18 protein-coding genes, 1 tRNA gene and 2 pseudogenes are annotated in these 23,348 nt (G+C 70.2%); 12 read left to right on the forward strand and 9 right to left on the reverse strand.

Annotated features, from left to right (window positions below; translation table 11 throughout):
- The first annotated feature begins 117 nt into the window (after positions 1-117).
- Positions 118-2,952 carry a penicillin acylase family protein gene (locus tag KGS77_RS20715; RefSeq protein WP_242584037.1) on the forward strand — a complete coding sequence of 945 codons (2,835 nt, stop codon included), beginning with the start codon at positions 118-120 and terminating at the stop codon, positions 2,950-2,952.
- Positions 2,953-3,273: 321 nt separating this feature from the next.
- On the opposite strand, the gene KGS77_RS20720 is transcribed toward KGS77_RS20715, so the two are convergent.
- Positions 3,274-3,915, reverse strand: coding sequence for a 5-formyltetrahydrofolate cyclo-ligase (locus KGS77_RS20720; protein ID WP_242584039.1), 642 nt, complete (start codon positions 3,913-3,915; stop codon positions 3,274-3,276).
- Between the two features lie 78 nt (positions 3,916-3,993).
- Here KGS77_RS20720 and galU point away from each other — a divergent pair, with 78 nt between their 5' ends.
- The 7 genes and pseudogenes from galU to KGS77_RS20755 all read left to right on the forward strand — a co-directional run bounded on the left by galU (position 3,994) and on the right by KGS77_RS20755 (position 9,607).
- Positions 3,994-4,896 (forward strand): UTP--glucose-1-phosphate uridylyltransferase GalU, encoded by a 903-nt coding sequence (galU, locus tag KGS77_RS20725; protein WP_242584041.1) that lies wholly within the window; start codon positions 3,994-3,996, stop codon positions 4,894-4,896.
- 4 nt (positions 4,897-4,900) lie between these two features.
- A complete protein-coding gene (glp, locus tag KGS77_RS20730; protein WP_242584043.1) occupies positions 4,901-6,217 on the forward strand; it encodes a gephyrin-like molybdotransferase Glp in 1,317 nt (438 codons plus the stop codon).
- 133 nt (positions 6,218-6,350) lie between these two features.
- A pseudogene (moaC, locus tag KGS77_RS20735) lies at positions 6,351-6,827 on the forward strand (cyclic pyranopterin monophosphate synthase MoaC); the annotation flags it as partial.
- A gap of 107 nt (positions 6,828-6,934) precedes the next feature.
- Positions 6,935-7,444 (forward strand): MogA/MoaB family molybdenum cofactor biosynthesis protein, encoded by a 510-nt coding sequence (locus KGS77_RS20740; RefSeq protein ID WP_242584045.1) that lies wholly within the window; start codon positions 6,935-6,937, stop codon positions 7,442-7,444.
- Positions 7,441-8,064, forward strand: a complete 624-nt coding sequence (locus tag KGS77_RS20745; protein ID WP_242587588.1) for a GNAT family protein — start codon at positions 7,441-7,443, stop codon at positions 8,062-8,064. Before KGS77_RS20740 ends, KGS77_RS20745 begins: the two co-directional genes overlap by 4 nt.
- 151 nt (positions 8,065-8,215) lie before the next feature.
- A pseudogene (gene glpR, locus KGS77_RS20750) lies at positions 8,216-9,458 on the forward strand (gephyrin-like molybdotransferase receptor GlpR).
- A 76-nt stretch (positions 9,459-9,534) separates the two neighbouring features.
- Positions 9,535-9,607: transfer RNA gene (locus KGS77_RS20755), tRNA-Ala, on the forward strand.
- 772 nt (positions 9,608-10,379) lie between these two features.
- On the opposite strand, the gene KGS77_RS20770 is transcribed toward KGS77_RS20755, so the two are convergent.
- The 4 genes from KGS77_RS20770 to KGS77_RS20785 all read right to left on the reverse strand — a co-directional run bounded on the left by KGS77_RS20770 (position 10,380) and on the right by KGS77_RS20785 (position 13,746).
- Positions 10,380-10,859 (reverse strand): hypothetical protein, encoded by a 480-nt coding sequence (locus tag KGS77_RS20770; RefSeq protein WP_242584047.1) that lies wholly within the window; start codon positions 10,857-10,859, stop codon positions 10,380-10,382.
- A 222-nt stretch (positions 10,860-11,081) separates the two neighbouring features.
- Entirely contained in the window at positions 11,082-11,894 is an 813-nt protein-coding gene (locus tag KGS77_RS20775) for a hypothetical protein (RefSeq protein ID WP_242584049.1), read from the reverse strand.
- A gap of 64 nt (positions 11,895-11,958) precedes the next feature.
- Positions 11,959-12,492 (reverse strand): hypothetical protein, encoded by a 534-nt coding sequence (locus KGS77_RS20780; RefSeq protein WP_242584051.1) that lies wholly within the window; start codon positions 12,490-12,492, stop codon positions 11,959-11,961.
- Positions 12,493-12,534: 42 nt separating this feature from the next.
- Complete coding sequence (locus KGS77_RS20785; protein ID WP_242584054.1) at positions 12,535-13,746, reverse strand: SGNH/GDSL hydrolase family protein; 1,212 nt, start codon at positions 13,744-13,746, stop codon at positions 12,535-12,537.
- A 633-nt stretch (positions 13,747-14,379) separates the two neighbouring features.
- On the opposite strand from KGS77_RS20785, the gene KGS77_RS20790 reads away from it, so the two are divergent.
- Positions 14,380-15,384 carry a BtrH N-terminal domain-containing protein gene (locus KGS77_RS20790; protein WP_242584056.1) on the forward strand — a complete coding sequence of 335 codons (1,005 nt, stop codon included), beginning with the start codon at positions 14,380-14,382 and terminating at the stop codon, positions 15,382-15,384.
- Between the two features lie 9 nt (positions 15,385-15,393).
- Here the strand turns inward: KGS77_RS20790 and KGS77_RS20795 are convergent, their stop codons facing one another.
- Positions 15,394-15,867, reverse strand: a complete 474-nt coding sequence (locus tag KGS77_RS20795) for a hypothetical protein (protein WP_242584057.1) — start codon at positions 15,865-15,867, stop codon at positions 15,394-15,396.
- 76 nt (positions 15,868-15,943) lie between these two features.
- The gene (locus KGS77_RS20800) at positions 15,944-16,861 is read right to left on the reverse strand and encodes a LysR substrate-binding domain-containing protein (protein ID WP_242584061.1); all 918 of its coding nucleotides are present in this window, start codon (positions 16,859-16,861) and stop codon (positions 15,944-15,946) included.
- Between the two features lie 156 nt (positions 16,862-17,017).
- Between KGS77_RS20800 and KGS77_RS20805 the strand changes: the two genes are divergently transcribed.
- On the forward strand, positions 17,018-18,367 hold the full coding sequence (locus KGS77_RS20805; protein WP_242584063.1) for an FAD-dependent monooxygenase: 1,350 nt from the start codon (positions 17,018-17,020) through the stop codon (positions 18,365-18,367).
- A 35-nt stretch (positions 18,368-18,402) separates the two neighbouring features.
- Here the strand turns inward: KGS77_RS20805 and KGS77_RS20810 are convergent, their stop codons facing one another.
- Positions 18,403-18,792: a helix-turn-helix domain-containing protein gene (locus KGS77_RS20810; protein ID WP_242584065.1), complete on the reverse strand. Its 390-nt coding sequence runs from the start codon at positions 18,790-18,792 to the stop codon at positions 18,403-18,405.
- Positions 18,793-19,063: 271 nt separating this feature from the next.
- On the opposite strand from KGS77_RS20810, the gene KGS77_RS20815 reads away from it, so the two are divergent.
- Together KGS77_RS20815 and KGS77_RS20820 are read left to right on the forward strand one after the other, a co-directional pair.
- Positions 19,064-19,408, forward strand: coding sequence for an SDR family NAD(P)-dependent oxidoreductase (locus tag KGS77_RS20815; RefSeq protein WP_242584067.1), 345 nt, complete (start codon positions 19,064-19,066; stop codon positions 19,406-19,408).
- Positions 19,405-19,764: a hypothetical protein gene (locus KGS77_RS20820; RefSeq protein ID WP_242584069.1), complete on the forward strand. Its 360-nt coding sequence runs from the start codon at positions 19,405-19,407 to the stop codon at positions 19,762-19,764. The genes KGS77_RS20815 and KGS77_RS20820 overlap by 4 nt, the downstream gene beginning before the upstream one ends.
- A 126-nt stretch (positions 19,765-19,890) precedes the next feature.
- Here KGS77_RS20820 and KGS77_RS20825 read toward each other — a convergent pair whose 3' ends face one another.
- On the reverse strand, positions 19,891-23,277 hold the full coding sequence (locus KGS77_RS20825; RefSeq protein ID WP_242587589.1) for an amino acid adenylation domain-containing protein: 3,387 nt from the start codon (positions 23,275-23,277) through the stop codon (positions 19,891-19,893).
- Positions 23,278-23,348: the final 71 nt, after the last annotated feature.

The raw sequence follows: 23,348 nt of genomic DNA on the forward strand, positions 1-23,348 counted from the left end.
AACAATTTACCATTGCTTGACGGTCGGACGGCCCGTCAGTGACGCCGCGTAGGGGTCGGCCAACCGGTGCGCCTATGGTTGCTCCAGCACTCCCACCCTGCCCCTCGAAGGACAGAGATGCCCGCCAACAAGACCGGCCCCGCCCCGAAGAAGAGAGGGCGGCGTGCCCGCCTCGTAGTGATCACGGTCGTGCTTCTGCTGGTGGCGGGCATCGGCTACGGCACCTACTGGGGCGTCAGTACCGTCCGTGCCTCCTACCCGCAGACCACCGGCTCCCTGAAGCTCCCCGGGCTCACCGACCCGGTCAACGTCAGCCGCGACGCCGACGGCATCCCGCAGATCTACGCCGACACCGACGAGGACCTCTTCCGCGCCCAGGGCTTCGTACAGGCCCAGGACCGCTTCTGGGAGATGGACGTACGCCGTCACATGACGGCCGGCCGGCTCTCCGAGATGTTCGGTAAGAGCCAGGTCGACACCGACGCCTTCCTGCGTACGCTCGGCTGGCACGACGTGGCGCGCAAGGAGTACGAGACCAAGCTCTCGCCGCAGACGAAGAAGTACCTCCAGGCGTACGCCGACGGCGTCAACGCCTACCTGAAGGACCACCAGGGCGCGGCGCTGTCCCTGGAGTACGCGGCGCTGGACTTCCAGAACGACTACAAGCCCGAGAAGTGGACGCCGGTCGACTCCGTGGCCTGGCTCAAGGCGATGGCCTGGGACCTGCGCGGCAACATGCAGGACGAGATCGACCGCTCCTTGATGGCCGGCCGCTTCACCCCGGCACAGATCGACCAGCTCTACCCGAAGTACCCGGCGAAGCGGCACGCGCCGATCGTCGAGGGCGGCACGGTCGACCCCGTCACCAAGGAGTTCAAGCCCAAGAACGCCTCCTCCGGCACCCGGTCGGGCACCTCGGGGGCCTCCGGGGCCTCGGGGAGCACCGTCCCGGGCGTCACCAACGGCGCCACCAACGGCGCCACCGGCAGCGTCTCCGGCCGTGGCACCGGCGGCACCGGCACCGGCGGCACCGGCACCGGCGGCCTCAAGTCGCAGCTCTCCTCGCTGTCCAAGACGCTCGAAAAGGTCCCGGCGCTGCTCGGCCCGAACGGCAACGGCATCGGCTCCAACTCCTGGGTCGTCTCCGGCGCCCACACCACCACCGGCAAGCCGCTGCTGGCCAACGACCCGCACCTGGCCCCCCAGATGCCCTCGCTGTGGTACCAGATGGGCCTGCACTGCCGCAGCGTCGGCCCCAAGTGCGGCTACGACGTCTCCGGCTTCACCTTCTCCGGGATGCCGGGCGTCGTCATCGGCCACAACCAGGACATCTCCTGGGGCATGACCAACCTCGGCGCGGACGTCACCGACCTGTACCTGGAGAAGGTCACCGCGGACGGGTACCTGTACAACAACAAGCAGCGCCCGTTCAAGACCCGCAAGGAGACCATCAAGGTCGCCGGCGGCGAGAGCCGGGAGATCACCGTACGGTCCACCGAGAACGGCCCGCTGGTCTCCGACCGCCGCGACGAGCTGTCCAAGGTGGGCAGGAAGGCGCCGGTTGGCAACGCCGCGCCCGACCGCGGCGACGGCTACGCGGTCTCCCTGCGGTGGACCGCCCTGGACCCCGGCACCTCCATGGACGCCGTCTTCGAGCTCAACCGCGCCAAGAACTTCACCGAGTTCCGCAAGGCCGCCGGACACTTCGACGTCCCCTCGCAGAACCTGATCTACGCCGACACCAAGGGCAACATCGGCTACCAGGCACCGGGGCGGATCCCGGTCCGCGGCAAGGGTGACGGCTCCGTCGACGGCCGTTACCCCGCGCCCGGCTGGGACCCGAAGTACCAGTGGACCGGCTACCTCCCGCAGAAGTCCCTGCCGTACGAGTACAACCCGGCGCGCGGCTACATCGTCACCGCCAACCAGGCCGTCGTCGACCAGGACAAGTACCCGTACCTGCTCACCAAGGACTTCGGCTACGGCACCCGCAGCCAGCGGATCAACGACCTGATCCAGTCCAAGATCAAGGGCGGCGGCAAGGTCTCGACGGACGACATGCAGACCATGCAGATGGACAACAGCAGCGAGATCGCCAAGCTGCTGACGCCCTACCTGCTCAAGATCGACATCAAGGACCGGTACGTCCGCGACGCCCAGCAGCTCCTGGAGGGCTGGGACTACACCCAGGAGCCGGACTCCGCCGCCGCGGCCTACTTCAACGCGGTCTGGCGCAACACCCTCAAGCTGGCCTTCGGCGACAAGATGCCCAAGGAGCTGCGGGTGGCGGGCCAGTGCCTCAACGTCCACCCGGCCAACGACAGCGGACCGGTCGACGACCGGAACAAGCTCGTACGGGAATGCGGACAGCGCGACCGCGACTCGGCCCAGCCCGACGGCGGCGACCGCTGGTACGAGGTCGTGCGGTCCATCCTGGACAAGCCGGACAACGAGTGGTGGAAGACCGAGGACCGGGCCGGCCAGCCCGGCGACAAGAACCGTGACCAGCTCCTGGCGCACGCCATGAAGGACGCGCGTTATGAGCTGACCTCCAAGCTCGGCAAGAACATCGACAACTGGAGCTGGGGCCGCCTGCACCAGATGCTCCTGAAGAACCAGACCCTGGGCACCGAAGGGCCGGGCCTCCTCCAGGGCCTGTTCAACCGCGGCCCGTGGAACCTGGGCGGCGGCGAGGCGGCGGTCAACGCCACCGGCTGGAACGCGGCCGGCGGCTACCAGGTCACCTGGGTTCCGTCGATGCGGATGGTCGTCAACCTGGCAGACTTGGACAAGTCCCGCTGGATCAACCTGACGGGCGCCTCCGGGCACGCGTACAACGCGCACTACTACGACCAGACCGACAAGTGGGCCAAGGGCGAGCTGCTGCCGTGGGCCTACAGCGAGAAGGCCGTCAAGAGCGCCGCGAAGGAGACGCTGACGCTCTCGCCGTGACCCTCTCGCCGTGGCGGTGCCGCTGTGATGGTGTCGCCGTGATGGTGTCTTCGTGACGTCGTCACCGTGACGCTGTCATCGGGGGCGCACTGCCGGACGTGGTGAGCGGGGCGCACGACGCCCCCTCCGCGCCCCTTCCCGCTCCCGCACCACCCCGACCGCCGGCCGGCCCCGGATCTTCCGGAGCCGGCCGGCGGTCGCGTTCGCGGGACGCTCAGCCCGGGTCCTTATGCGGCGTACGGTGCCCCGGGCCGTACGAGGTGCCCGTGCGAGCGTCCGCGCGGGTGCCTGTACGAGTGCACGTACGAGGCCCCCGCCGCCTCACCCCGGGAACCGGTGGACCAGCGTCGGCGTCACCGCCGCCCGCACCCGCCGGTCGTGCGCCTCGGCCGGCACCTCCTCCAGCACCTCCGCGTCGTACAGCAGCACCACCAGCGCCGGACGCACACCGGCCCGCTCCAGCCGCTCCAGCACCCGGTCGTAGGAGCCCCCGCCACGCCCCAGCCGCAGCCCCCGCCGGTCCACGGCCAGCCCCGGCAGCAGTACGGCACCGGCCTCGGTGACCGCCTCCGTGCCGAGCCGTTCCCCGGCGGGCTCCAGCAGGCCGCGCCCGGCCCGTACGAGCCGTTCGGGGCCCTCGTACGCGGCCCAGTCCAGGTCGTTGTCTGGGAGCAGGACCGGGAGCAGCACCCGTACGCCCCGCGTGCGCAGCTCTTCCAGCAGCGCGCGTGTCGACGGCTCGCGCCCCACCGACACATAGGCCGCGACCGTACGCGCACCCGTCAGCTCCGTGAGTTCCAGCGCCCGCCCGGCGAGCTGGGGGCCCGCCGTGGTCACATCGGCCGGCGCCAGCGCTGCCCGGGCCGCCAGCAGCTCCCGCCGCAGCTCGCCCTTGCGCGCGGCGCCGCCGGGCCGGTCGGCGCTGCCGGCGTGAGGGGCGGGGCCGGTGTGGTCATCCGTCATGATCAGCTCTTTTCCGCTCCGGGACCGGTTCGCAGGACCGTCACGGTCCGCCGCGAAGGGCCGGTTATCGTTCTCCGCATGACTCAATCGCGTACTCGGATCAGCAAGGCTGTCATCCCGGCCGCCGGCCTCGGCACCCGCTTTCTGCCCGCCACGAAAGCCACGCCCAAGGAGATGCTGCCGGTCGTCGACAAGCCCGCCATCCAGTACGTGGTGGAGGAGGCCGCCGACGCCGGGCTTTCCGACGTCCTGATGATCACCGGCCGCAACAAGCGCCCCCTTGAGGACCACTTCGACCGCAATTACGAGCTGGAGGAGGCCCTGCACCGCAAGGGTGACGAGTCCCGGCTCGCCCGCGTACAGGAATCCAGCGACCTGGCGACCATGCACTACGTGCGCCAGGGTGACCCCAAGGGCCTGGGCCACGCCGTCCTGTGCGCCGCCCCGCACGTCGGCGACCAGCCCTTCGCCGTCCTGCTCGGCGACGACCTGATCGACCCCCGCGACCCGCTGCTCCAGCGCATGATCGAGGTGCAGGAGCAGCACGGCGGCTCCGTCATCGCCCTCATGGAGGTCGACCCCAAGCAGATCCACCTCTACGGCTGCGCCGCCGCCGCGCCCACCGGCGACGAGGACGTGGTCCGGGTCTCCGACCTGGTGGAGAAGCCGGATCCGGCCGACGCCCCCAGCAATCTGGCCATCATCGGCCGGTACGTGCTCGACCCGGCCGTCTTCGAGGTGCTGCGCAAGACCGAGCCCGGCCGCGGCGGCGAGATCCAGCTCACCGACGCCCTGCAGACCCTGGCCGCCGACCCCACCGTGGGCGGCCCGGTGCACGGCGTGGTCTTCAAGGGCCGCCGCTATGACACCGGAGACCGTGGCGACTACCTCCGTGCCATTGTCAGACTGGCATGCGAACGTGAGGACCTGGGCCCGGACTTCCGGACCTGGCTGCGCAGTTACGTCAGCGAGGAGATGTAGGGCTGTGAGCGGCACCACCGACCAGATCACCCACCAGGACCGCATCTGGTCGGTGGCCGAGCACCTCGAAGACGTCCTCTCCAAGGTCCGCCCACTGGAGCCGATCGAGCTGCGGCTGCTCGACGCCCAGGGCTGCGTCCTGGTCGAGGACGTCACGGTCCCCGCCGCCCTGCCGCCCTTCGACAACAGCTCCATGGACGGCTACGCGGTCCGCGTCTGCGACGTGGCGGGCGCCACCGAGGAGTACCCCGCCGCGCTGACCGTCGTCGGTGACATCGCGGCCGGCAGCGGCGACCTCCCCGCCGTCGGGCCCGGCGAGGCCGCCCGCATCATGACCGGCGCCCCCCTGCCGCCCGGTGCCGAGGCCGTCGTACCGGTCGAGTGGACCGACGGCGGTACGGGACAGGGGCCGGCCGCCGGAATGCGCTTCCACAGCGCCGACCCCGGGGCCGCGGGCGGCGAGGTCCGCGTCCACCGCCCGGTGACCGAGCGGGCCCATGTGCGCGCCCGGGGCAGCGACGTGGCGGCCGGGGAACTGGCGCTGCGGGCGGGCACGGTCCTGGGGCCGCCGCAGATCGGCCTGCTCGCCGCGATCGGCCGCGGCACGGTCCGGGTCCGGCCGCGCCCCCGCGTCGTCGTCCTGTCCACCGGCAGCGAACTGGTCCAGCCCGGCGAGCCGTTGGACGCCGGACGGATCCACGACTCCAACAGCTTCCAGCTCACCGCCGCCGCCCGTGACGCCGGGGCCCTCGCCTACCGGGCGGGCACGGTGGCCGACGACGCCCCGACGCTGCGCGCGGCCCTGGAGGACCAGCTCGTACGTGCCGACCTCGTCGTCACCAGCGGCGGGGTCAGCGTCGGCGCGTACGACGTCGTCAAGGAAACCCTCGCCGGCCTTTCGGCGGAGGAGGGCACGGTGCACTTCCGCAAGCTGGCCATGCAGCCGGGCAAGCCGCAGGGCTTCGGTCTGATCGGCCCGGACCGTACGCCGCTGCTGGCGCTGCCCGGCAACCCCGTCAGCTCGTACGTCTCCTTCGAACTGTTCGTACGGCCCGTGATCCGCACCCTGATGGGTCTGCCCGACGTCCACCGGCACACCCTGCGCGCGGTGTGCGCCGAGGCCGTCACCTCCTCGCCCAAGGGCCGCCGGCAGTTCCTGCGCGGCTCCTACGACCCCGACAGCGGCCGGGTCACACCGGTGGGCGGCGCCGGCTCCCACCTGATCAAGGCCCTGGCGCACGCCAACGCCCTGATCGTGGTCCCCGAAAACGACACCCGGGTCGAGGCGGGCGCCGAGGTGGACATCGTCCGGCTCCACTGAGCCCAGCCCCCGGCCGTCGTGCGCAGCTCCCTCATAGGGGCGTTGTACGGGCGTTGCCGTCCTGCCCGGGTGGCTGTCGGCGGGTACGGGTACCGTGTCGTCGCACAGGCGGCACGGTCGGACCGGGAGCACGATGAGCAGCGGCCAGCAACACCTCACCCACCTCGACGCGGCGGGCGCGGCCCGTATGGTCGACGTCTCCGGGAAGGACGTCACCGCGCGCACCGCCCGCGCCAGCGGCCGGGTGCTGGTCTCGCCGCGCGTGGTCGAACTGCTGCGGGGCGAGGGCCTGCCCAAGGGAGACGCGCTGGCCACGGCCCGGATCGCGGGAATCATGGGCGCCAAGCGCACCCCCGAGCTGATTCCGCTGTGCCATCCGCTGGACGTCTCCGGCGTCAAGGTCGACCTGCGGGTCGCCGACGACGCCGTGGAGCTGTGGGCCACCGTCAAGACCACCGGCCGTACGGGCGTGGAGATGGAGGCCCTGACCGCGGTCTCCGTCGCCGCCCTCACCGTCGTCGACATGATCAAGGCGGTGGACAAGGAGGCGGTCATCACGGACATTCGGGTGGAAGAGAAGACCGGCGGCAAGTCGGGGGACTGGAGCCGCCGGCCGTCCGGCGAGGACTCCGTACAAGGCGACGCCGTACGGGGCGACTCCGTACAAGGCGACGACGCCATACGGGACGATTCCGTACGGGATGACCGGAGCGGCGCATGACCGAGCCCCGCCCCCCGCGGGCCCTGGTGGTCACCGCCTCCAACCGCGCAGCCGCCGGCGTCTACGCCGACAAGGGCGGCCCGCTGCTCGTCGAGGGCCTGAGCGCCCTGGGGTTCGCCGTGGACGGCCCGGTGGTGGTGCCGGACGGCGAGCCCGTCGAGGCGGCGCTGCGCGAGGCCGCGGCAGCCGCGTACGACGTCGTACTGACCACCGGCGGCACGGGCGTCTCGCCGACCGACCGCACCCCCGAGGCCACCCGCCGCGTGATCGACTACGAGGTCCCCGGCATCCCCGAGGCCATCCGTGCCGCGGGGCGCGCGAAGGTACCCACCGCCGCCCTGTCCCGGGGCCTGGCCGGAGTCGCCGGACGCACCTTGATCGTCAACCTGCCCGGCTCCACGGGCGGCGTCCGTGACGGCCTGGCCGTCCTGGCCGAACTGCTCCCGCACGCCGTCGACCAGCTCCGCGGCGGCGATCACCCGCGGCCTTCCGGGAGCGCCCACTGAACGCGCCCTGGCCGGTCGTGCTGGCGGACGGCGACACCGCCCTCCGCCCCATAAAGCTGCGTGACCAAAAGGCGTGGCGCGAGGTCAACCGCCGCAACCGTGACTGGCTGCGCCCGTGGGAGGCGACGATTCCGCCGCCCCCGCCCGGCGCGCTGGCCCCCAGCCGCCCCACCTACCGCCAGATGGTCCGCCATCTGCGGGCCGAGGCCCACGCCGGCCGGATGCTGCCCTTCGTCGTGGAGCACCGCGGCCGGCTGGCCGGGCAACTGACGGTCGCCGGGATCACCTGGGGCTCGATGTGTTCGGGCCACATCGGCTACTGGGTCGACCAGGCGGTGGCCGGACGCGGCGTCATACCCACCGCCGTCGCGCTGGCGGTGGACCACTGCTTCCGTACGGTGGGCCTGCACCGCATCGAGGTCTGCATCCGCCCGGAGAACGGGCCGAGCCGGCGGGTCGTGGAGAAACTCGGCTTCCGCGAGGAGGGGCTGCGGCCCCGCTACCTGCACATCGACGGCGCCTGGCGGGACCACCTGGTATTCGCGCTGACGGCGGAGGAGGTGCCCGAGGGGCTGCTCAACCGCTGGCGCAGGGAGAAGCCCGGCGCCCCCTATAAATAAAATAAGTGTTCGAATTTGTTCACAGCTCGACCACATTCGCAGGCTACTGATCTCAACAATCACAAAAAAAGTTCGAGATATCAGCCAGATCGTGCGACACACCGGCTCAATTGGCGGATGGCCCCGTGCAAACCCCTCTACCGTGTGAGACGTGAGCAGCAGCGGCCTCATCTACGCAGTCATCGTCGGGGCCTGGGCCGCCTACTTGGTGCCGATGTGGCTCCGTAGGCAGGACGAGCTGAACGAAGCCCGGCCGACGGAGCGTTTCAGCACCGCCATCCGGCTCCTGTCCGGACGGGCGGCGATGGAACGCCGTTACGCCAAGGGGCAGGAGGGGCGACAGGGCCGCTCCGCCACCGACGATGCGGGCGATACGCGAGACCCGGACAGCCCGGCCGAGCCGGCCGACGTCCGGTCCTTCGGCGTGCCCGCGGAGTACGTACCCCCACACCCGGCCCGGAGGCCCCGCCCGCACCGGCGTCCGCCCACGCTCATGCGGGCCCGCCCCAGCCCGCCACCGAAGCCCCGTCCGACACCCCCACACCCAACAACCTCCCTCCATCACGCCCCCCGCAACCTCACCACCCCCCACACCCTCCACATCCGCCCCTCCCTCCCCACGCCGCTCGGCCGCCGAGCGCACCAAGCGGGCCAAGGTCCTGGCCCGCCGCCGGCGCACCACCACGGTCCTCTTCCTCGCCTTCACCCTCGGCGCGATCGTCGCCGCCGTCGGCGGTATCGCCTTCCTGTGGGCCCCGGGCGTCCCCGCCCTCCTCCTCAGCGCGTACATCGTCTACCTGCGCCGTCAGGAGCGCCGCCGCTTCATCTTCACGATGGACCAGCGCCAGGCCGAGGCGGCGGCACGCCGCCTGCGCGAGAGCCGGACCCGCCCGCAGCCGGCGGCCCAGCAGCCGTCGCCCGAGGAGTTCCCCGCCGAAGCCGCCATCGAGCCCGGCCCGGAGCCCGTACGGCCCCCGCGCGCGGCCCGGCCGCCCCGCCAGGAGCCCCCGCCGACCCCGCAGACCGCCGGCCGCCGGGCCCTGGTCGAGGAGACCGACCACGCCGAGTGGGTCGACCAGCAGCGCGAACGCGAGCGCGGCAGCGCCGAGCCCGCGGGCTGGGACCCGGTCCCCGTCCCGCTGCCCACGTACGTCACCGCCCCGGTCGCCCCGCGCGCCACCAGCCACGTCGACCTGGGCGCCGACGACGCCTGGAGCTCGGCCCGCTCCAGCGCCGCCCCCGACGGCACCAAGCCCCGCCCCGACCGCGACCGCCCCCGCGAACGCGCCGACGACCCCGCCCGCCGCCCCACCCCCGGCCGCCGCACCCGCGGCCACACTCCTCTGTTCGACCAGTACGCCGACGAAGACCGCCCCCGCGCCGCGAACGAGTGAACCACCCGCCCCTGACCAGCACCGACAACGATTTTTGAGCACCGCCGCAGGGATGCTAGAGTTTCACTCGTCGCAAGGGCCTGTGGCGCAGCTGGTAGCGCACCTCGTTCGCAACGAGGGGGTCAGGGGTTCGAATCCCCTCAGGTCCACCGCAGACTGTTCTTGAGTTCGCTCAAGATCGGTTGACAAGATCCCGACGATCATGACGATCGCTCGGGATCTTCGTCGTTTCCGGGGCTTGTTCCGGGATGTTCGGGGTGATGGACGTCGGTGCTCCACGGCTTTGGCGGTGCCGCTGTCCGGTCAGGCCCTGTGGTGTGGCGGTGGCCGTCCGGTCCGTGCCGTCGGGCCGGCCGCTGGCCGACACCGAGCCGGTGGCTGAGGACCGATGTGTTTGAAATTGACGCTCCGGCACGGCGCGGGCACCTTCACCGACATCGTCCTGCTGGCCCGCGCCGACGATAGCTGGAGCTGGCGCATCGCCAACAAGGCGTACCGCCGCTACTCCTGAGAACAGGGGCCGATCCGTGTCCTCGGGGAACGATCGCTGCCCGGCTGCTCCGGCTCGGCGTCGGTCTGTGGCCCTCGGGTGCCCCGTACCTGCGAAGGTGATCCAGCATGTCTCCCGGATGGTGTCGAGGAGATACCAGATGCGGCCGCCGCCGGTGACCTCGATCTGCCACTGCTCGCAGGTCTGCCCGCGGTGGGTGCCATGCGCCAGACAGCCCTTGAGGCGGTGGTGCCGGGGAGTTTCGGTGGGCGGTCCGGGGGCGGTGCGCATGGTGATCCAGGCGCGGTAGGTGTTCTCGCGGGCCTGCTGGGCGAGGCTCTCCCAGCCCTTGGCCGAGGCCGCGTCGGCGAAGCGAACCTCCCAGTGGCCGCCCGGTGCCGGGGGCGCGGCGCGGTTGCCGCGACCCGCGGTCATGCGACGCCCCGCGGATCCGGTACCGGGCCGTAGTCCTCGCCGTGGTCCTGGGTCAGCGCGGCCAGCAGTTCGGGGTCGGAGTAGGCCTCGGCGGTGTGCTGCCAGGCGGTGAGCAACTGGGCGACGGACGCGCTGTTGCCGAGCGAGTCGGCGGCCCGCATGGTGTCGACCAGTTCGACGGCGAAGGCATGGACGTCGGTCTCGGGAAGGAAGCGGACCCAGGGAAACGCATCCGGCAGTATGTCGAGGAGCAGCTCCATGCTGCCGGGCTCCCGGCGGGCGAGCGCGGCCAGCATCCGGGTGGCGGCGGACACCACCGTCTGGTCCTGCTCGGCCCGCGCCGCGGTGGTCAGGACCAGATCCTCGCCGTCTCTGCGGTGCAGGAGCAGTCTCGGCGATTCCTGGAGCCGGGCGAGGGTCTGCTTGTTCTTGTTCACCAGCTCGGAGAAGTTCACGGCTGCACTCTCGGCACTCATGACTTTGAATTTACTTCGAAAGTTCCCCTGGCGCCATCACCCGGAAGAGGGGCGTAGGGCAACAGGCCGTACGCACTGGCTGCGTACGCCGAGCGGATCACGGGAGTCCATCGCTGGGACTTCTGGTGGGACCGACCCCACGTACTCGGAACGTATTCGGATGTGGGAGGTCGGGTGGAGGACGTCAGCGAATCCGGACGGTGGCACAGGTGCAGCGGTTGGTCAGTCGATTTCGAGGTCCTTGACGAATTGCGTCGCACGGTCGCCGAGCTTGTTGATGATCTGGTCGCGGACCTTGGCGTAGATGGTGGTGTCGAGGGTCATCGACTGCGTGCCCCGGTAGAAGGTCAGGCTGCTCTGGGTGAACTCGGCCCACAGGATGTGGGTGACATCCTGTGTGGTGGTGAAGTAGAACGCGCCCATCTTCACCGCCACCGCGGTATCGGTTTCGTTGGCCACCGCGATCTGGAAGTTTCCCATCCTCATTTCGTGGCTTTCGCGTTCGAACAGCACCACGCGGTTGTCGTGCTCGGGCAGGTTCTTCAGCGCCTCGATGGTGAGCTTGGCCACGTCGTACTCGCCCGTGCCTGTCAGCAGGGCCACCAGGATCTTCAGGACGGCCTTGTCCATCGTGAACCTGGCTTCGTCGTGCTTGTACTGGGTGAATTCAAACGCCTGGAGCGCCCAGCCCACGTGTTCGAGGACGTTTCTGTAGAAGGCGTACCAGTTGACGGTGTCCCGCTCGCGGTTGTACTTCTTGTTTGCCGCGAGCTGGGCCAGCAGTACCGAATTGAGGATGTCGTCCTTGGCCTGGGCGGATACGCCGGCCACGAAGGACACCAGGCTGCCCGCGTTGACCGCCGCCCTTTTCTTGGTCGTGTCGTGCAGGGCGCGGGGTTTGAAGTGATACGGTTCGCGCGGCTGGTCCAGGTCCAGTTGGTCGACGAACCACAGCCGGCCTTGCGTGTCCAGGTTTGCCGCGAACTCGGCCTTGTGCTTTCTTTCCGTGGCCGCTGCCTCGGATTCCTCTGGCATGTGGATTCCTGCTTTCGGGCGTCTGTTTCTTTCCTGCGCTGGAGGTGCTCGCTCGTGCCGTCGCCTATCCCACGACGACGGGCGCCTTCCGGTCTACGATCAGGTCCTCCGAGTCCTTGGTCCACCGGGGCCCCTTCTGAGTGAAGGAGAAACGGACTTCATAGGTCCCGTCGCCCCGGTTCGATTCCTTTTTCTCCGCAGGAAGACGGAATTTGGGGCCGGGGTGGCTACCCGGGGTGCCGCGCCCGGAGAACTGGACCTGGCCGTTCAGATAGACCGTGTAATCCCACTTGACGATGTGACACGGATAGTCCTTGTTGGCCGGCACCCAGAACCAGTAGTCCCAGAAGCCACACGCGCTGATCCCCAGCTCGACCCAGATCTTGTCATCCTGGCGCGCAATGCACGGCTGGTTCGTCGAGCGGGTCCACCCGGACTTGCCGAGCTTCCTTTCTTCCTTCCCGCAGTACACCTCGGGCTCCTTGTGTACGCTGCCGGCGGCGGCCTGCCGGGTATCCGTGTTCGCGTGCGCGGTGGCCGGTGCGGCCAGGCAGCAGACGCTCAGCGCCATGGCGATCGGGGCGGCGATGTGTCGCATGATGTGCTGTGTCCTTCGTGTAGGTGAGCGGCGGATTTTTTTTTATCGCTTCTTTTCGACGCGGATGGCGCTCAGCCCCTGTCGAGGGACGGCCGTGCACCGGGCGTCTGAGTTGAGGCTGTAGGCCCGGCCCAGACACACGCCGAGCGCCATCTGGCCGTAGGCATTCGGGTGCATCGACTCGTCTGTTTCACCCTGCTTTTCCTGGTAGTCCACCGAGCGGACCCAATCGCTCTCGGCCGGTGCGATCCGGTGGAACCGGTTGTTCGCCGACGACGCCTCGCGGCTCAGCAGGTTGCATGCCTCGTGCCCGTTCAGGGCGTCCCGGAGGTCAAGGAACCGCACCTTTGTGCGGTCGGTGTCCTTGTTCACGGCGTCGACGATTTTCGCGTAGCGCTCGGACAGGTCTTTCGTCAGCTCGTTGCGCGCCCACTCGGCATCGCGGCTGTGGAAAGGGCAGCCGTGCTGTATGCGATCGTAGCGCCCGGTGTAGCCGCGGAAGTTGTTCTTGCCTGGTAGTGGCGAGGGATAGGACTGCAGGATGAATCGGTAGGAGTCTTTCTTGTATTTCGCGTCCTCCATCACCTTCCGCACGTCATTGATCGTCTTCTTGACGTTTTGCTCCACCTCCCCGATGGCCTTCTTCACTTTTTCTTGGGCGGAGGTGTGGCATTCGCCACGCCAGAACTTCACATAATGCTCGGCACATTCCTTGATGATCTTGGAAAACTTCAGATCATTTCCTCCGACGGACAGTACGATCAGTTTGACGTTGTGCAGCTGTGCTGTCTGCTCCAGCCGTGCATTCTGTGTTTCCTCCGGCGGATACTGCTTTGTTCCGTCCCGCCAGATGTTCTTCGAGATGGCGCCCGAGCACGCCAGATTGACGCGTCTCTTGATGTCGGGAAGGTTGGCCGTGACGATTTCGGCGACTTGCAGGGAGCGGTGGCATTTCAGCGTCGAGGAGTTGTCGTACACCAAGGTCCGGTCCTTGACACAGTTCGTGCCGGTGCTGTCGCACGACTTGACGGCGCCGTCCGTACCCCACAGATCGGTCTTGCTGTCCGGGCCGGTCGCGTTGCCGTACCAGCGCCCTGCCTCACCGGAGATGAAACTGTCCCCGAGAGAGACCGCGGCGGTGTCTTTCGCCGCAGCTCCCGTCGAGCCTGCGGCTGCCGGCCGTGGTGTCAGCGCCAGTGCCCCGGCTGCTGCCGCCATGGAGAAACACACGGCGGTGATGACGGACGTTCTCATGCGGACCGGTCCTTCTGTCGGTTTCCGTTGGGGAATGGGATGTGCGGGCCGTGTGCCCGTGTGCGTGACAGCGGGAGGAATTGACGTGACCGGTGAGGCCGAAGTGAAGTGCTCCCGGGTAAGGGGGCGGCTTTCCGCCGCCGAGGCGGTGGCCGGGCGGCGGCTAGGCGGTGACACGGTGGGCGATCGCCTCGCGCCATGGGACGTCGAAGGGTCCGAGCTGGTGACGGGTGAGCCGGCCACCGGCAGCATCGGCACACCGGGCGCCGGGGGCCACCTCCGAAGAGGCCGCGACGCGTCGTACGTATATGGCGCGCGCGTACGTATATGACGCGTACGTATATGGCGGCGTGAGAGGAGATGCGAGCGCCGGGGCTGGGGTCGCCAGCGGCACGGTGGCGCACAGGGCTTGCTGTCAGCCCCAGCAGACCAACTGCGGGCCTTCCGGTCGCCCGGGGCGGGCCGACCGCAGCAATGCGTTCACTCCCTGGAGGGAGCGAGGGAGCGAGGCGGCGCCGAGGAGCCGGCCGGCACCACCGCGGCCGGCCGGCCGGACATCCCTTCAGCACAAAGGCGCGTGCGGGCTGATGTCGTGGCGGTCATTCTTGTGGAATCTGTCGAGGGGAGCATGGAATGACCATGGTGAAGCACGTCGATGCCCGTGGTGCGCAGCACTGTGAGACCGCGACGCTAGGGGTGCTGTTGCGGCATGAGGGGCTCGATCTGTCCGAACCGATGCTTTTCGGTCTTGGCTCCGGGCTGTCGTTCATCTACTGGGACAGCAAGAACTTGGACTTCCCCTTTCTCGGTGGACGGGTGAAGCCTTTCGAGCTCACCAGGAATCTGGCCGCCCGGCTCGGGTTGGAGCTGTCGGTCCAGGAGACCGGCTCGGCCCGCAGGGCGTGGGAGAACGTGACGGGGCCTCTCGGCGCGGGGCGTCCCGTCGGATTGCAGCTCGACAGTTACTACTTGGATTACTTCGGGTCGAGGATGCACTTCGGCGGTCATGTTGTCGCCATGTACGGGTACGACGAAAGCGATGCCTATCTGGTGGACACGGAACAGCAGGGCGGAGCCGTGTCCACCAGCTTGACGAGCCTCGCCCGGGCCAGGTCCGCCCGTGGGCCGATGGCCGCCAAACACCGGTCCTTCACTCTCAGCGCTCCTGGGGGCCTGCCCTCCCCGCAGGAGCGGATCGTTTCCGCCATCACGGTCTGTGCCGACGCCTTTCTGCATCCGCCCATCGCCAATTCGGGTCACCGGGGCATCGAAAAGGCCGGCAAGCTGGTGCCCACGTGGTTCCGGCGTACGGAGGATCCGCAGCGGGATCTGCCGCAGGCCGCTGTCCTGATGGAGAGGGGCGGCACCGGCGGCGCCCTGTTCCGCAATCTCTACCGCGACTTCCTCGCCGAATGCGCCGAGCTGGTGGTCGACGGCAGCGGAGTACGTAGCGCATTGCGCAGCGGGCATCGGCTGTACGGCGAGGCGGCCGTGCTGTGGACGGAAGTGGCGGCATTGATCGACGAAGCGGGGCGGTCGGGTGATGCGCGGTGCCTCGTACGAGCGGGTACGGTCCTCGGTGATGTGTCACGGGTCGAGCGGGAGGCCATGCAGGTGCTCAGTCGCCTACAGGGGTGAGGCGCGAGGTCAGCGCAGGGGGCCGCGTTCGTCCACGTGGTGTGTCGGTGTGCTGGTCAGGAAGACCTCGGGTGGGGCGGAGCCGTAGACGATGTTGAAGGTGTCCAGGCGGTAGGACCAGGACATGTCGTAGCTGCCGGTCAGGCGGTAGTTGATCTGCCATCGCAGCCACTGGCCGGGTGCCAGGTGAACGGCGGGTGGGCGGCGGTTGCGCCGCGGCATGCCGAACATCGTCACCTCCGGCGGGCCCACGCGCAGCAGCCCGTCCACCTCGCGCAGGACCACGCCGTGAGCTGACAGGTCCCGCACCTGCATACGGGGCTCGAAGGAATCGGATTCGCGCATGGTGACCTCGTGGAGGACGGAGCGCAGTCCTGGGGGCAGGGGGAAGGCCGTCGGGGCGGCGTTTCTCCGGGCGGCTTCGGAGCCGCCGCGGGATTTCTTGGTCCACGACGTACGCACGCGCTGAACGACGACATTCATGGGTTCGATTATCGGGCATGGTGGTGCGTTCGGGTTCTGGAGTTCTGGAGCTTTGGAGTGGTGGCAGGCGGACTGTTCAGTGGGGTGGGCGACTGGCTGCCGCTTCCGTGGGCAGGCCGTTTTTGAGGTGGGTGATCAGGGCGCGGGCGGCGGGGTTCAGGGGTTTGCCCTCGCGCCAGGCCAGGGCCAGTTGAGCGCGGATTTCGGGGCGGCGGATGGGGAGGAGGTGGAGCCGCCCGGGGTGGTGGGCGGCCAGCGCGTACGGCAGGATCGCGACGCCGAGGCCCTCGGCGGCCAGTTCGGCCAGGGCCCAGGGGTTGCCCGTCTCGAACGCGATCCTGGGAGTGATGTTGACTTCGGCGCACGCCTGGTCGAGACGGGCGCGCAGGCCGGTGCCGCGCGGCAGGCTCATCAAGGAGCGGTCGCGCAGCTCCGCCAGGGCCACGGAGTCCGCGGACGCCAGCTCGTCGTCCAGGGCGACGGCGGCCACCAGTGGCTGATCGGCCACGACATGGGTGGTGATGCCGGGCGGTGTGGCGGACCGGGGGAGTACGGCAATGATGGCGGCGTCGACCCGGCCCTGGTGCAGCGCCTCCAGAAGGTGGTCCGAGGTGGCCTCGCTGAGGGTGATCTCCACGCCCGGGTGGGCGCGGTGGAACGCCGCGAGCAGCGGCGGCAGGCCGAGCGGGTGCCAGGTGGACACCATGCCCATCACCACCCGGCCGCGCAGCAGCCCGGTCAGCTCGTCCACCGAGAATCTGGCACCGGCCACCGCGTCGAGCGCCGCGATCGCGTACGGGAGGACCGCCTCGCCCGCCCTGGTGGGCCGTACGGTACGGCCCGAGCGGTCCAGCAGCCGCTGGCCGAACTCGCGCTCCAACTGACGTACCTGTGCGCTGACGCCGGACTGCGCCACATGCAGCTTCGCCGCCGCCTTGGTGAAGCTGGCCTCTTCCACCACGGCCACCAGGTATTCCAACTGCCTGAGTTCCATAAGCATTCATGCTAGATGGCAGCAGAACTAGCTGTTGGACTGCTGGCGTTGTGTGCATGACGGTGGGTGAGGTGAGCGCGATCAGCGTTCACAGACGTCGACCGTCATGTATGGCCGTCATGTATGGCACGCATGGCAGGTATGGAGGTAATGCCGGTGAGTACCGACGTGTTGATCGCGGGAGCGGGGATCGGCGGCCTGACCGCCGCCCTCAGTCTGCATGCCGCGGGCATCGGGGCCACCGTCGTCGAGCGCGTCCGCGAGATCCGCCCCCTGGGCGTCGGCATCAATCTGCAGCCGCACGCCGTACGGGAACTCATCGAACTGGGCCTGGGTGACGAACTCGCCGCCATCGCCGTCCCCACCGCGGAACATCGATATGTCGACCAGTACGGCACCACCCTCTTCACCGAGCCACGCGGCAAGGCGTGCGGCTATCGCTGGCCGCAGTACTCCATCCACCGGGGCGAGTTGCAGACGCTGCTGCTGGAGGCCGTATGCGACCGGCTCGGCCCGCAGGCGGTGCGTACCGGCGTCCAGGTCGAAGGAGTCGAAGGAGCTGAGAAGGGGGAGGGCGGCGAGTGCGGGGAGGGCGGTGAGCGCGGTGGTCGGGTACGGGTGCGCGTCACCGACCGGTCCACCGGGGCGGTCTCGCACCTGACCGCCGGACTGCTGATCGGCGCCGATGGGCTGCACTCGGCGGTACGTACCGCACTCCACCCCGGCGAGGGACCGCTGCTGTGGTCGGGGGTGCGGATGTGGCGCGGGGTCATCGAGACCGACCGCTTTTTGAACGGCCGTACGGCGGTGATCGCCACCGGGGAGTCCGGAGCTGCCGGCGTCTCCGGGACCGCCGCGTCCCATGCAACTGCCGCATCCCACGCAACCGCCGCACCCCACGCAACCGCCGGAGTGCCCGGTGCCCAGTTCCTCGCCTACCCGATCTCCCGCACCGCCGATGACCGCGGCCGGTCCCTGGTCAACTGGGTCGCCATGATCGCCGTGACGGCGCCGCAGCCGCTCGACGCCACGGCGGTGGACTGGAACGCCCCCGCCCGCCCCGAGGACGTACTGCCCCACTTCGACGGCTGGCGGGTCGGCGACCGCCGGGTCCGCGACCTGATCACCGGCAGCCGGACGCTCCTGCGCTACCCCATGGTCGACCGCGATCCGCTGCCGCGCTGGGGCGAGGGCCGGGTGACGTTGCTGGGGGATGCCGCGCACCCGATGTACCCGGTCGGCGCCAACGGTGCCAGCCAAGCCGTCCTGGACGCCCGTGTCCTCGCCCACCGCCTGGCCACCGCGCCCGACATCGCCACGGCCCTGGCCGCGTACGAGTCGGAACGCCGTACGGCCACCGCCCGCATCGTCCACGCCAACCGCCGGATGCACCGCTCCGAGCACACCGTCCGCGACGGCATAGCCGCCACCACCGCCGCCTACCGGCAGGCGACCGGCAGCGACGTCGCCGACCTCAACAACCGCCCCTCCCTCTCCGTCGCCTGACGGGGTCAGGTCAGGCCCGGTCAGGTCAGGTCAGGTCAGCGCCGGTTCCGCGGCGGGTGGGTGTCGTCGTAACGGCGCCGGTTGGTGTTGATCTCACGCCGGTGTGTGGTGGCCCATTCCCCGAGGGCGATGGCGGAGTCCAGCAACGTCGTGCCGAGTGCGGTCAGGGTGTACTCCACGCGTGGCGGAACCTCGGCATGGACGGTACGGGTCAGCAGTCCGTCACGTTCGAGCTGTCGCAGCGTCAGGGTGAGCATGCGCTGTGAGATGCCGGTGACGGCACGGTGCAGTTCACCGAAGCGCAGGGTTCGGTCCCGGAGTTGCCCGATGACCAGAATGCTCCACTTGTCGCCGATGAGGGCGAGGATGTCCAGCACCTGCCGGCACACGTCCTCCTGCGACTCGGTGGGCTCCGTCGCGTCCATGCCGTCATTCGCAAAAGCGTCAATGCCACCCATGTGTGCGGTGGATGACGCGTCGCTGTGTGGGGTCAACGGTTACCTCCGTGTGCGTCACCGACAGAAATGTGCCGTCTTGTCGTGCTCCTCATCGTGACGAAGCATGTGGCTACGCACAAAGAGTAAGTGCCGGGGTGCGAGCCGGGGTGATGTTTGCGGACGGTGACGTGCGCGGACTGTGACGTCTGACCTTGCTCCGCCCGGGCGCGGTGATCGAGGGGCAGGAAGAACCGCTGTGGTGAAGACGCTTGTTGTGGTGGGTGCGGGGCCGGGGCTGGGAATGGGGGTGGCCCGCGCGTTCGGCCGTCGGGGCTTCAGGGTCGGGCTGATCGCTCGTACGAAGGAGAAGCTGCAAGCCCTGGTTGACGAGCTGACCGGGCTGGGCGTGACCGCGTCCGCCTTTCCCGCCGACATCCGGGACCGGCAATCCCTGACCGCCGCTCTCGACGCGGTGCGCAACGCCCTGGGGCCGGTCGACGTGCTCGCGTTCGGCCCGGGCCCGACCGCGCCGGTCGGCGGGGCCGCGCGGACGACGGTGGCCGCGGTCACCGCGCAGTTCGAGTTGCAGGTGCTGGGGCGGTGACCGCCGTGACGCACGTACTGCCGGACATGCGCGCCCGGGGCACCGGCACGCTGCTGCTCGCCACGGGCGTGTCCTCGATGGTCCCGGCCCCCTTCCTGGCCGACGTCGGCATCGCCATGGCCGGCCTGCGCAACTGGGCGCACGCGCTGCACACCGAGCTCCGGCCGGAGGGCATCCATGTGGGCACCGTGACCATCGCCGCCGCCATCACGCCCGACGGCGGCGAGAGCGACCCCGACGCGATCGGTGACCGCTGCTACGGCATGTACGAGCGGCGGGACCGGGCCGAGGAAGTCATCGGTGACCCGAGTGCCTTCCGGGCCCTGGTCGAGAAGGCCGGCCGGCGGGGTCCGTAGGGCGTGGGCGTGGCACTCTTGCGCGCCGCCAGGGGCGAGTCACTCGCGGACCCGGGCTCCGGGTGTGGGGATGGTGCGGGGGTGGTGCGGGGATGCTGCCGGTCGTGGGGAGGGGATGTGTTGTTGTCAGGTGGAGTGGGCAGGGGTATCGGCGGGGTGCGGGGCGGAAGTGCCGGCGGGGCGGGGGAGGTAGCCGGAGTCGAAGAAGTAGTTCAGGTAGCGGTCCAGGAGGGCCGCGTCCACCGGGGGGCAGTGCAGGCCGCTGCCGGCCAGGGCTTGTTCGATGTTGTGGCGGCTCAGACGGGGGAAGGTGTCGCGCAGGTACATCTCCTTGACCGAGATGTCGGCCTTGTTGCCGCGGTCCACACACAGTGAGACGAACGGCATGGTTGCGCTGGTGGGGTTGCGTGCCACATGGCGTACGAGTTCGCCGACCCAGGCGCCGTACGGGAGGGTGCGCAGCCGGTAGCCGGCGGCCTGCATGCGGGCGAGCATGTCGTGCAGCATCGCTGGGCGCGGGTTGGTGTGGTGGTGGGTGCGGCCGTCGGCCGGGTGACGGGTGGCGATGTGGACGATCGCCTCGGCGACATGGTCGACGGGGACGAAGTCCATGGGCAGCATGATGTCGGGCGCCAGCCCCGTCTCGGCGATGGTCTTGAACAGTGAGCAGATCGCCGTCTCGGTGTTGCAGGCGCCGCTGCGGCGGTCGCCGGTGATCTCGTACGGGCGGTGTACGGCGACCGGCAGCCCTTCGCGGGCGGCGTTGCGCAGCAACTGCTCGGCGACCCACTTGCTCTCCGCGTAGCCCATGGTCAGGCGGTCGGCGTGGTCCAGCGGATCGTCCTCACGGACCTCGTGGGTGCCGGCGGTGCCGAAGCCGGCCAGTACCGCGACCGTGGACAGGAAGTGGACGGGCACCCGGCGCGGGGCGGCCAGGCGGATGAGTTCGCGGGTGCCCTCGACGTTGGCGGCGCGCAGTGCGGCGTACGGGTAGAGGAAGTTGACCTGGGCGGCGCTGTGCACCACCAGGTCCAGGCGGCGGCCGAGTTCGTCGGCGTGCGTCGGCTCCAGGCCCAGCCGGGGCGCGGTCAGGTCGAAGGGGAAGCAGACCACGCGGGCCTCGGACAGCACACCGGTGTCCAGGCCGTAGCGTTCGAAGGCGGCGTGCACCCTGCGGCGGGCGTGGTCGGCGGAGTGGGCGCGTACGGGACAGTGCACCCGGGCGCCGGTGGCACGCAGCAGCCGGTCCAGCAGGAACGCCCCGACGAAGCCGCTGGCGCCGGTCAGCAGCACCTCACTCGGCCGGTCGGGGCGCGGCGGCGGTCCGGTGACCGGCGGCAGCGCGAAGCCCAGTTCGGCGTCGCGGGCGAAGTCGGCGGCGGTGGTGGCGGGGCCGGACGGGGAGGCGCCGGACGGGGAGCCGGCGCCGTCGCGGGCCGCCTGGACGGCGCGGGTGTAGGCGGCCAGCGTGGCGTCGTTGAGCAGGGCCCGTACGAGCGTGCTGCCGTGGGCGGCGTCCAGGCCCAGCACCGTGACGGTACGGGTGACCACTTCGGCCGCCAGCAGGGAGTCGCCGCCGATGAGAAAGAAGTCGTCGCCGGGGGCGGGCCGTACGCGCAGCACGGTGTGCCAGACCTCGGCGAGCACGTCGGTCAGGCCGTGCACGGTGTCGCAGTCGGGTTCGGTGGCGGTGAAGGGTTCGGTGGAGGGGCGTGCGGACTGGCCGGTCGTCGCCTCCGAGACGATGGCTTCCGCCTTGGTCACCACGGCTTCGAAGGCGTCCACCGCGTCCGCGAGCGGCTCACCGCTGGCATGCGCCGCCGTACGGGGGTCATCAGGTCTGCCAGCGGGCCTGCCAGCGGGCCTCTCAGCGGACCTGACGCCGGGTCTGTCGTCGGGGCTCGGGTCCGTGACTGCGCCCGGGTTCGTGACGGTACGTGCGCCGGCTTCCGTACGTGCGCCGGCTTCCGTACGCGGTCCGGTGTACGGCGGGGTGCCGGCCACCAGCCGGCGCCGGTCGACCTTGCCGGCGCTGGTCACCGGCAGACTCTCCATGGCGATCAGTTGCGGTACGGCCGCGGCGGGCAGCCACTGGGCGCAGTGCTGCCGCAGCTCGTCCAGCGGCAGCGCAGCGCCGGGCGTGGCCGGGGTGACGTAGGCCAGCAGGGTCCGGGCCTCGGCGTCGGGTTCCACCACGGCCTCGCCGACGTGCGGGTGGCTGCGCAGCCGCGCCTCCACCTCGTCCGGCTCCACGCGGTGGCCGCGCAGTTTGAGCTGCCGGTCCAGGCGTCCCAGGTGCTCCAGTACGCCGTCGGGGCCGCGCAGGACGCGGTCGCCGGTGCGGTACAGGCGCTCGCCCGACCCGAAGGGGGACGGCACGAAGCGTTCGGCGGTCAGCGCCCGGTCGCCGAAGTAGCCCAGCGCCAGCCCGTCCCCGCCGACCGCCAGCTCGCCTTCCTCGCCAGGGCCCGCCTGGCTGCCGTCCGGGCGCAGTACGTAGCAGGTCGAGGCACCGAAGGGGCGGCCGATCGGGACGCTGACGGCGTCCGGGGCCAGCCCCCGTACGAAGTGGAAGGTGGAGACGACCGAGTTCTCCGTGGGGCCGTAGAAGTTCACGACGGTGGTGTGCGGGCAGGCGCGCAGCACGGCGCGCGCCAGGTCGGCGTCCATCGCCTCCCCGCCCGCCGAGACGAACCGCAGGCTGCCCAGTCCCTGTGGCCGGGACCGGGCCATGTGGTGGAAGACGCTGGTGGTCAGCAGGGCGATGCTGACGCCGCCCTCGCGCAGACAGCGTTCCAGGGCGGGTGGTGAGAGCAGGTCCTCGCGGTCCACCAGTTCCAGTCGGGCGCCGCTGAGCAGCGCGGCCCAGATCTCGATGGTGGAGGCGTCCGAGGACAGTCCGTAGGCGTGCAGGACCACGTCGTCCGGGCCGGGCGGGGGCAGCCGCGGCTCGGACAGGACCAGGCGCACCACGCCGCGGTGCGGGATCGCCACGGGTTTGGGGCGGCCGGTCGATCCTGAGGTGAACATGACGTACGCGCAGTCCAGGGCGTCGCCGGCCGCCTCGGGGGGTGCCGTGCCGGCGGCCCGGGCCGGCACCGGGGTGCCGCCGGGCGTCAGCTCGACCCGGGCCCGCAGCCCGCGCACCCGGCAGGCACTGCCCGGCAGCAGCACGACGACCCGCACCTCGGCGTCCTCGGCCATCGCCCGCAGCCGGGCCGGCGGCAGGTCGTCGTCCAGGGGTACGTAGGCGGCGCCCGCCTTCAGGACACCCAGGAAGGCGACCAGGGCCTCCAGCGAACGCCTGCCGCAGACGCCGACCTTCGTGCCGGGCCGTACGCCGCTGTCGTGCAGGCGGGCGGCCAGCGCGTCCGAGCGGACGCGGAGCTCCTCATAGGTCAGCAGGCGGTCGTGGTGGCGCGCGGCCACCGCTCCGGGGTCGCGGGCCGCCTGCTCGTCGAAGAGCTCGTGCAGACGCCGGTCGCGGGCCTGTTCGTACGGGGGTGCGGTCATCACGGGCAGGGGTTCGAGGCGGGATTCGGTGGTGGACACCTGGACAGTCACCTTCCTGCGCGCGGGGACGC

The sequence above is a fragment of the Streptomyces sp. MST-110588 genome, assembly GCF_022695595.1.
GTDB lineage: Bacteria > Actinomycetota > Actinomycetes > Streptomycetales > Streptomycetaceae > Streptomyces.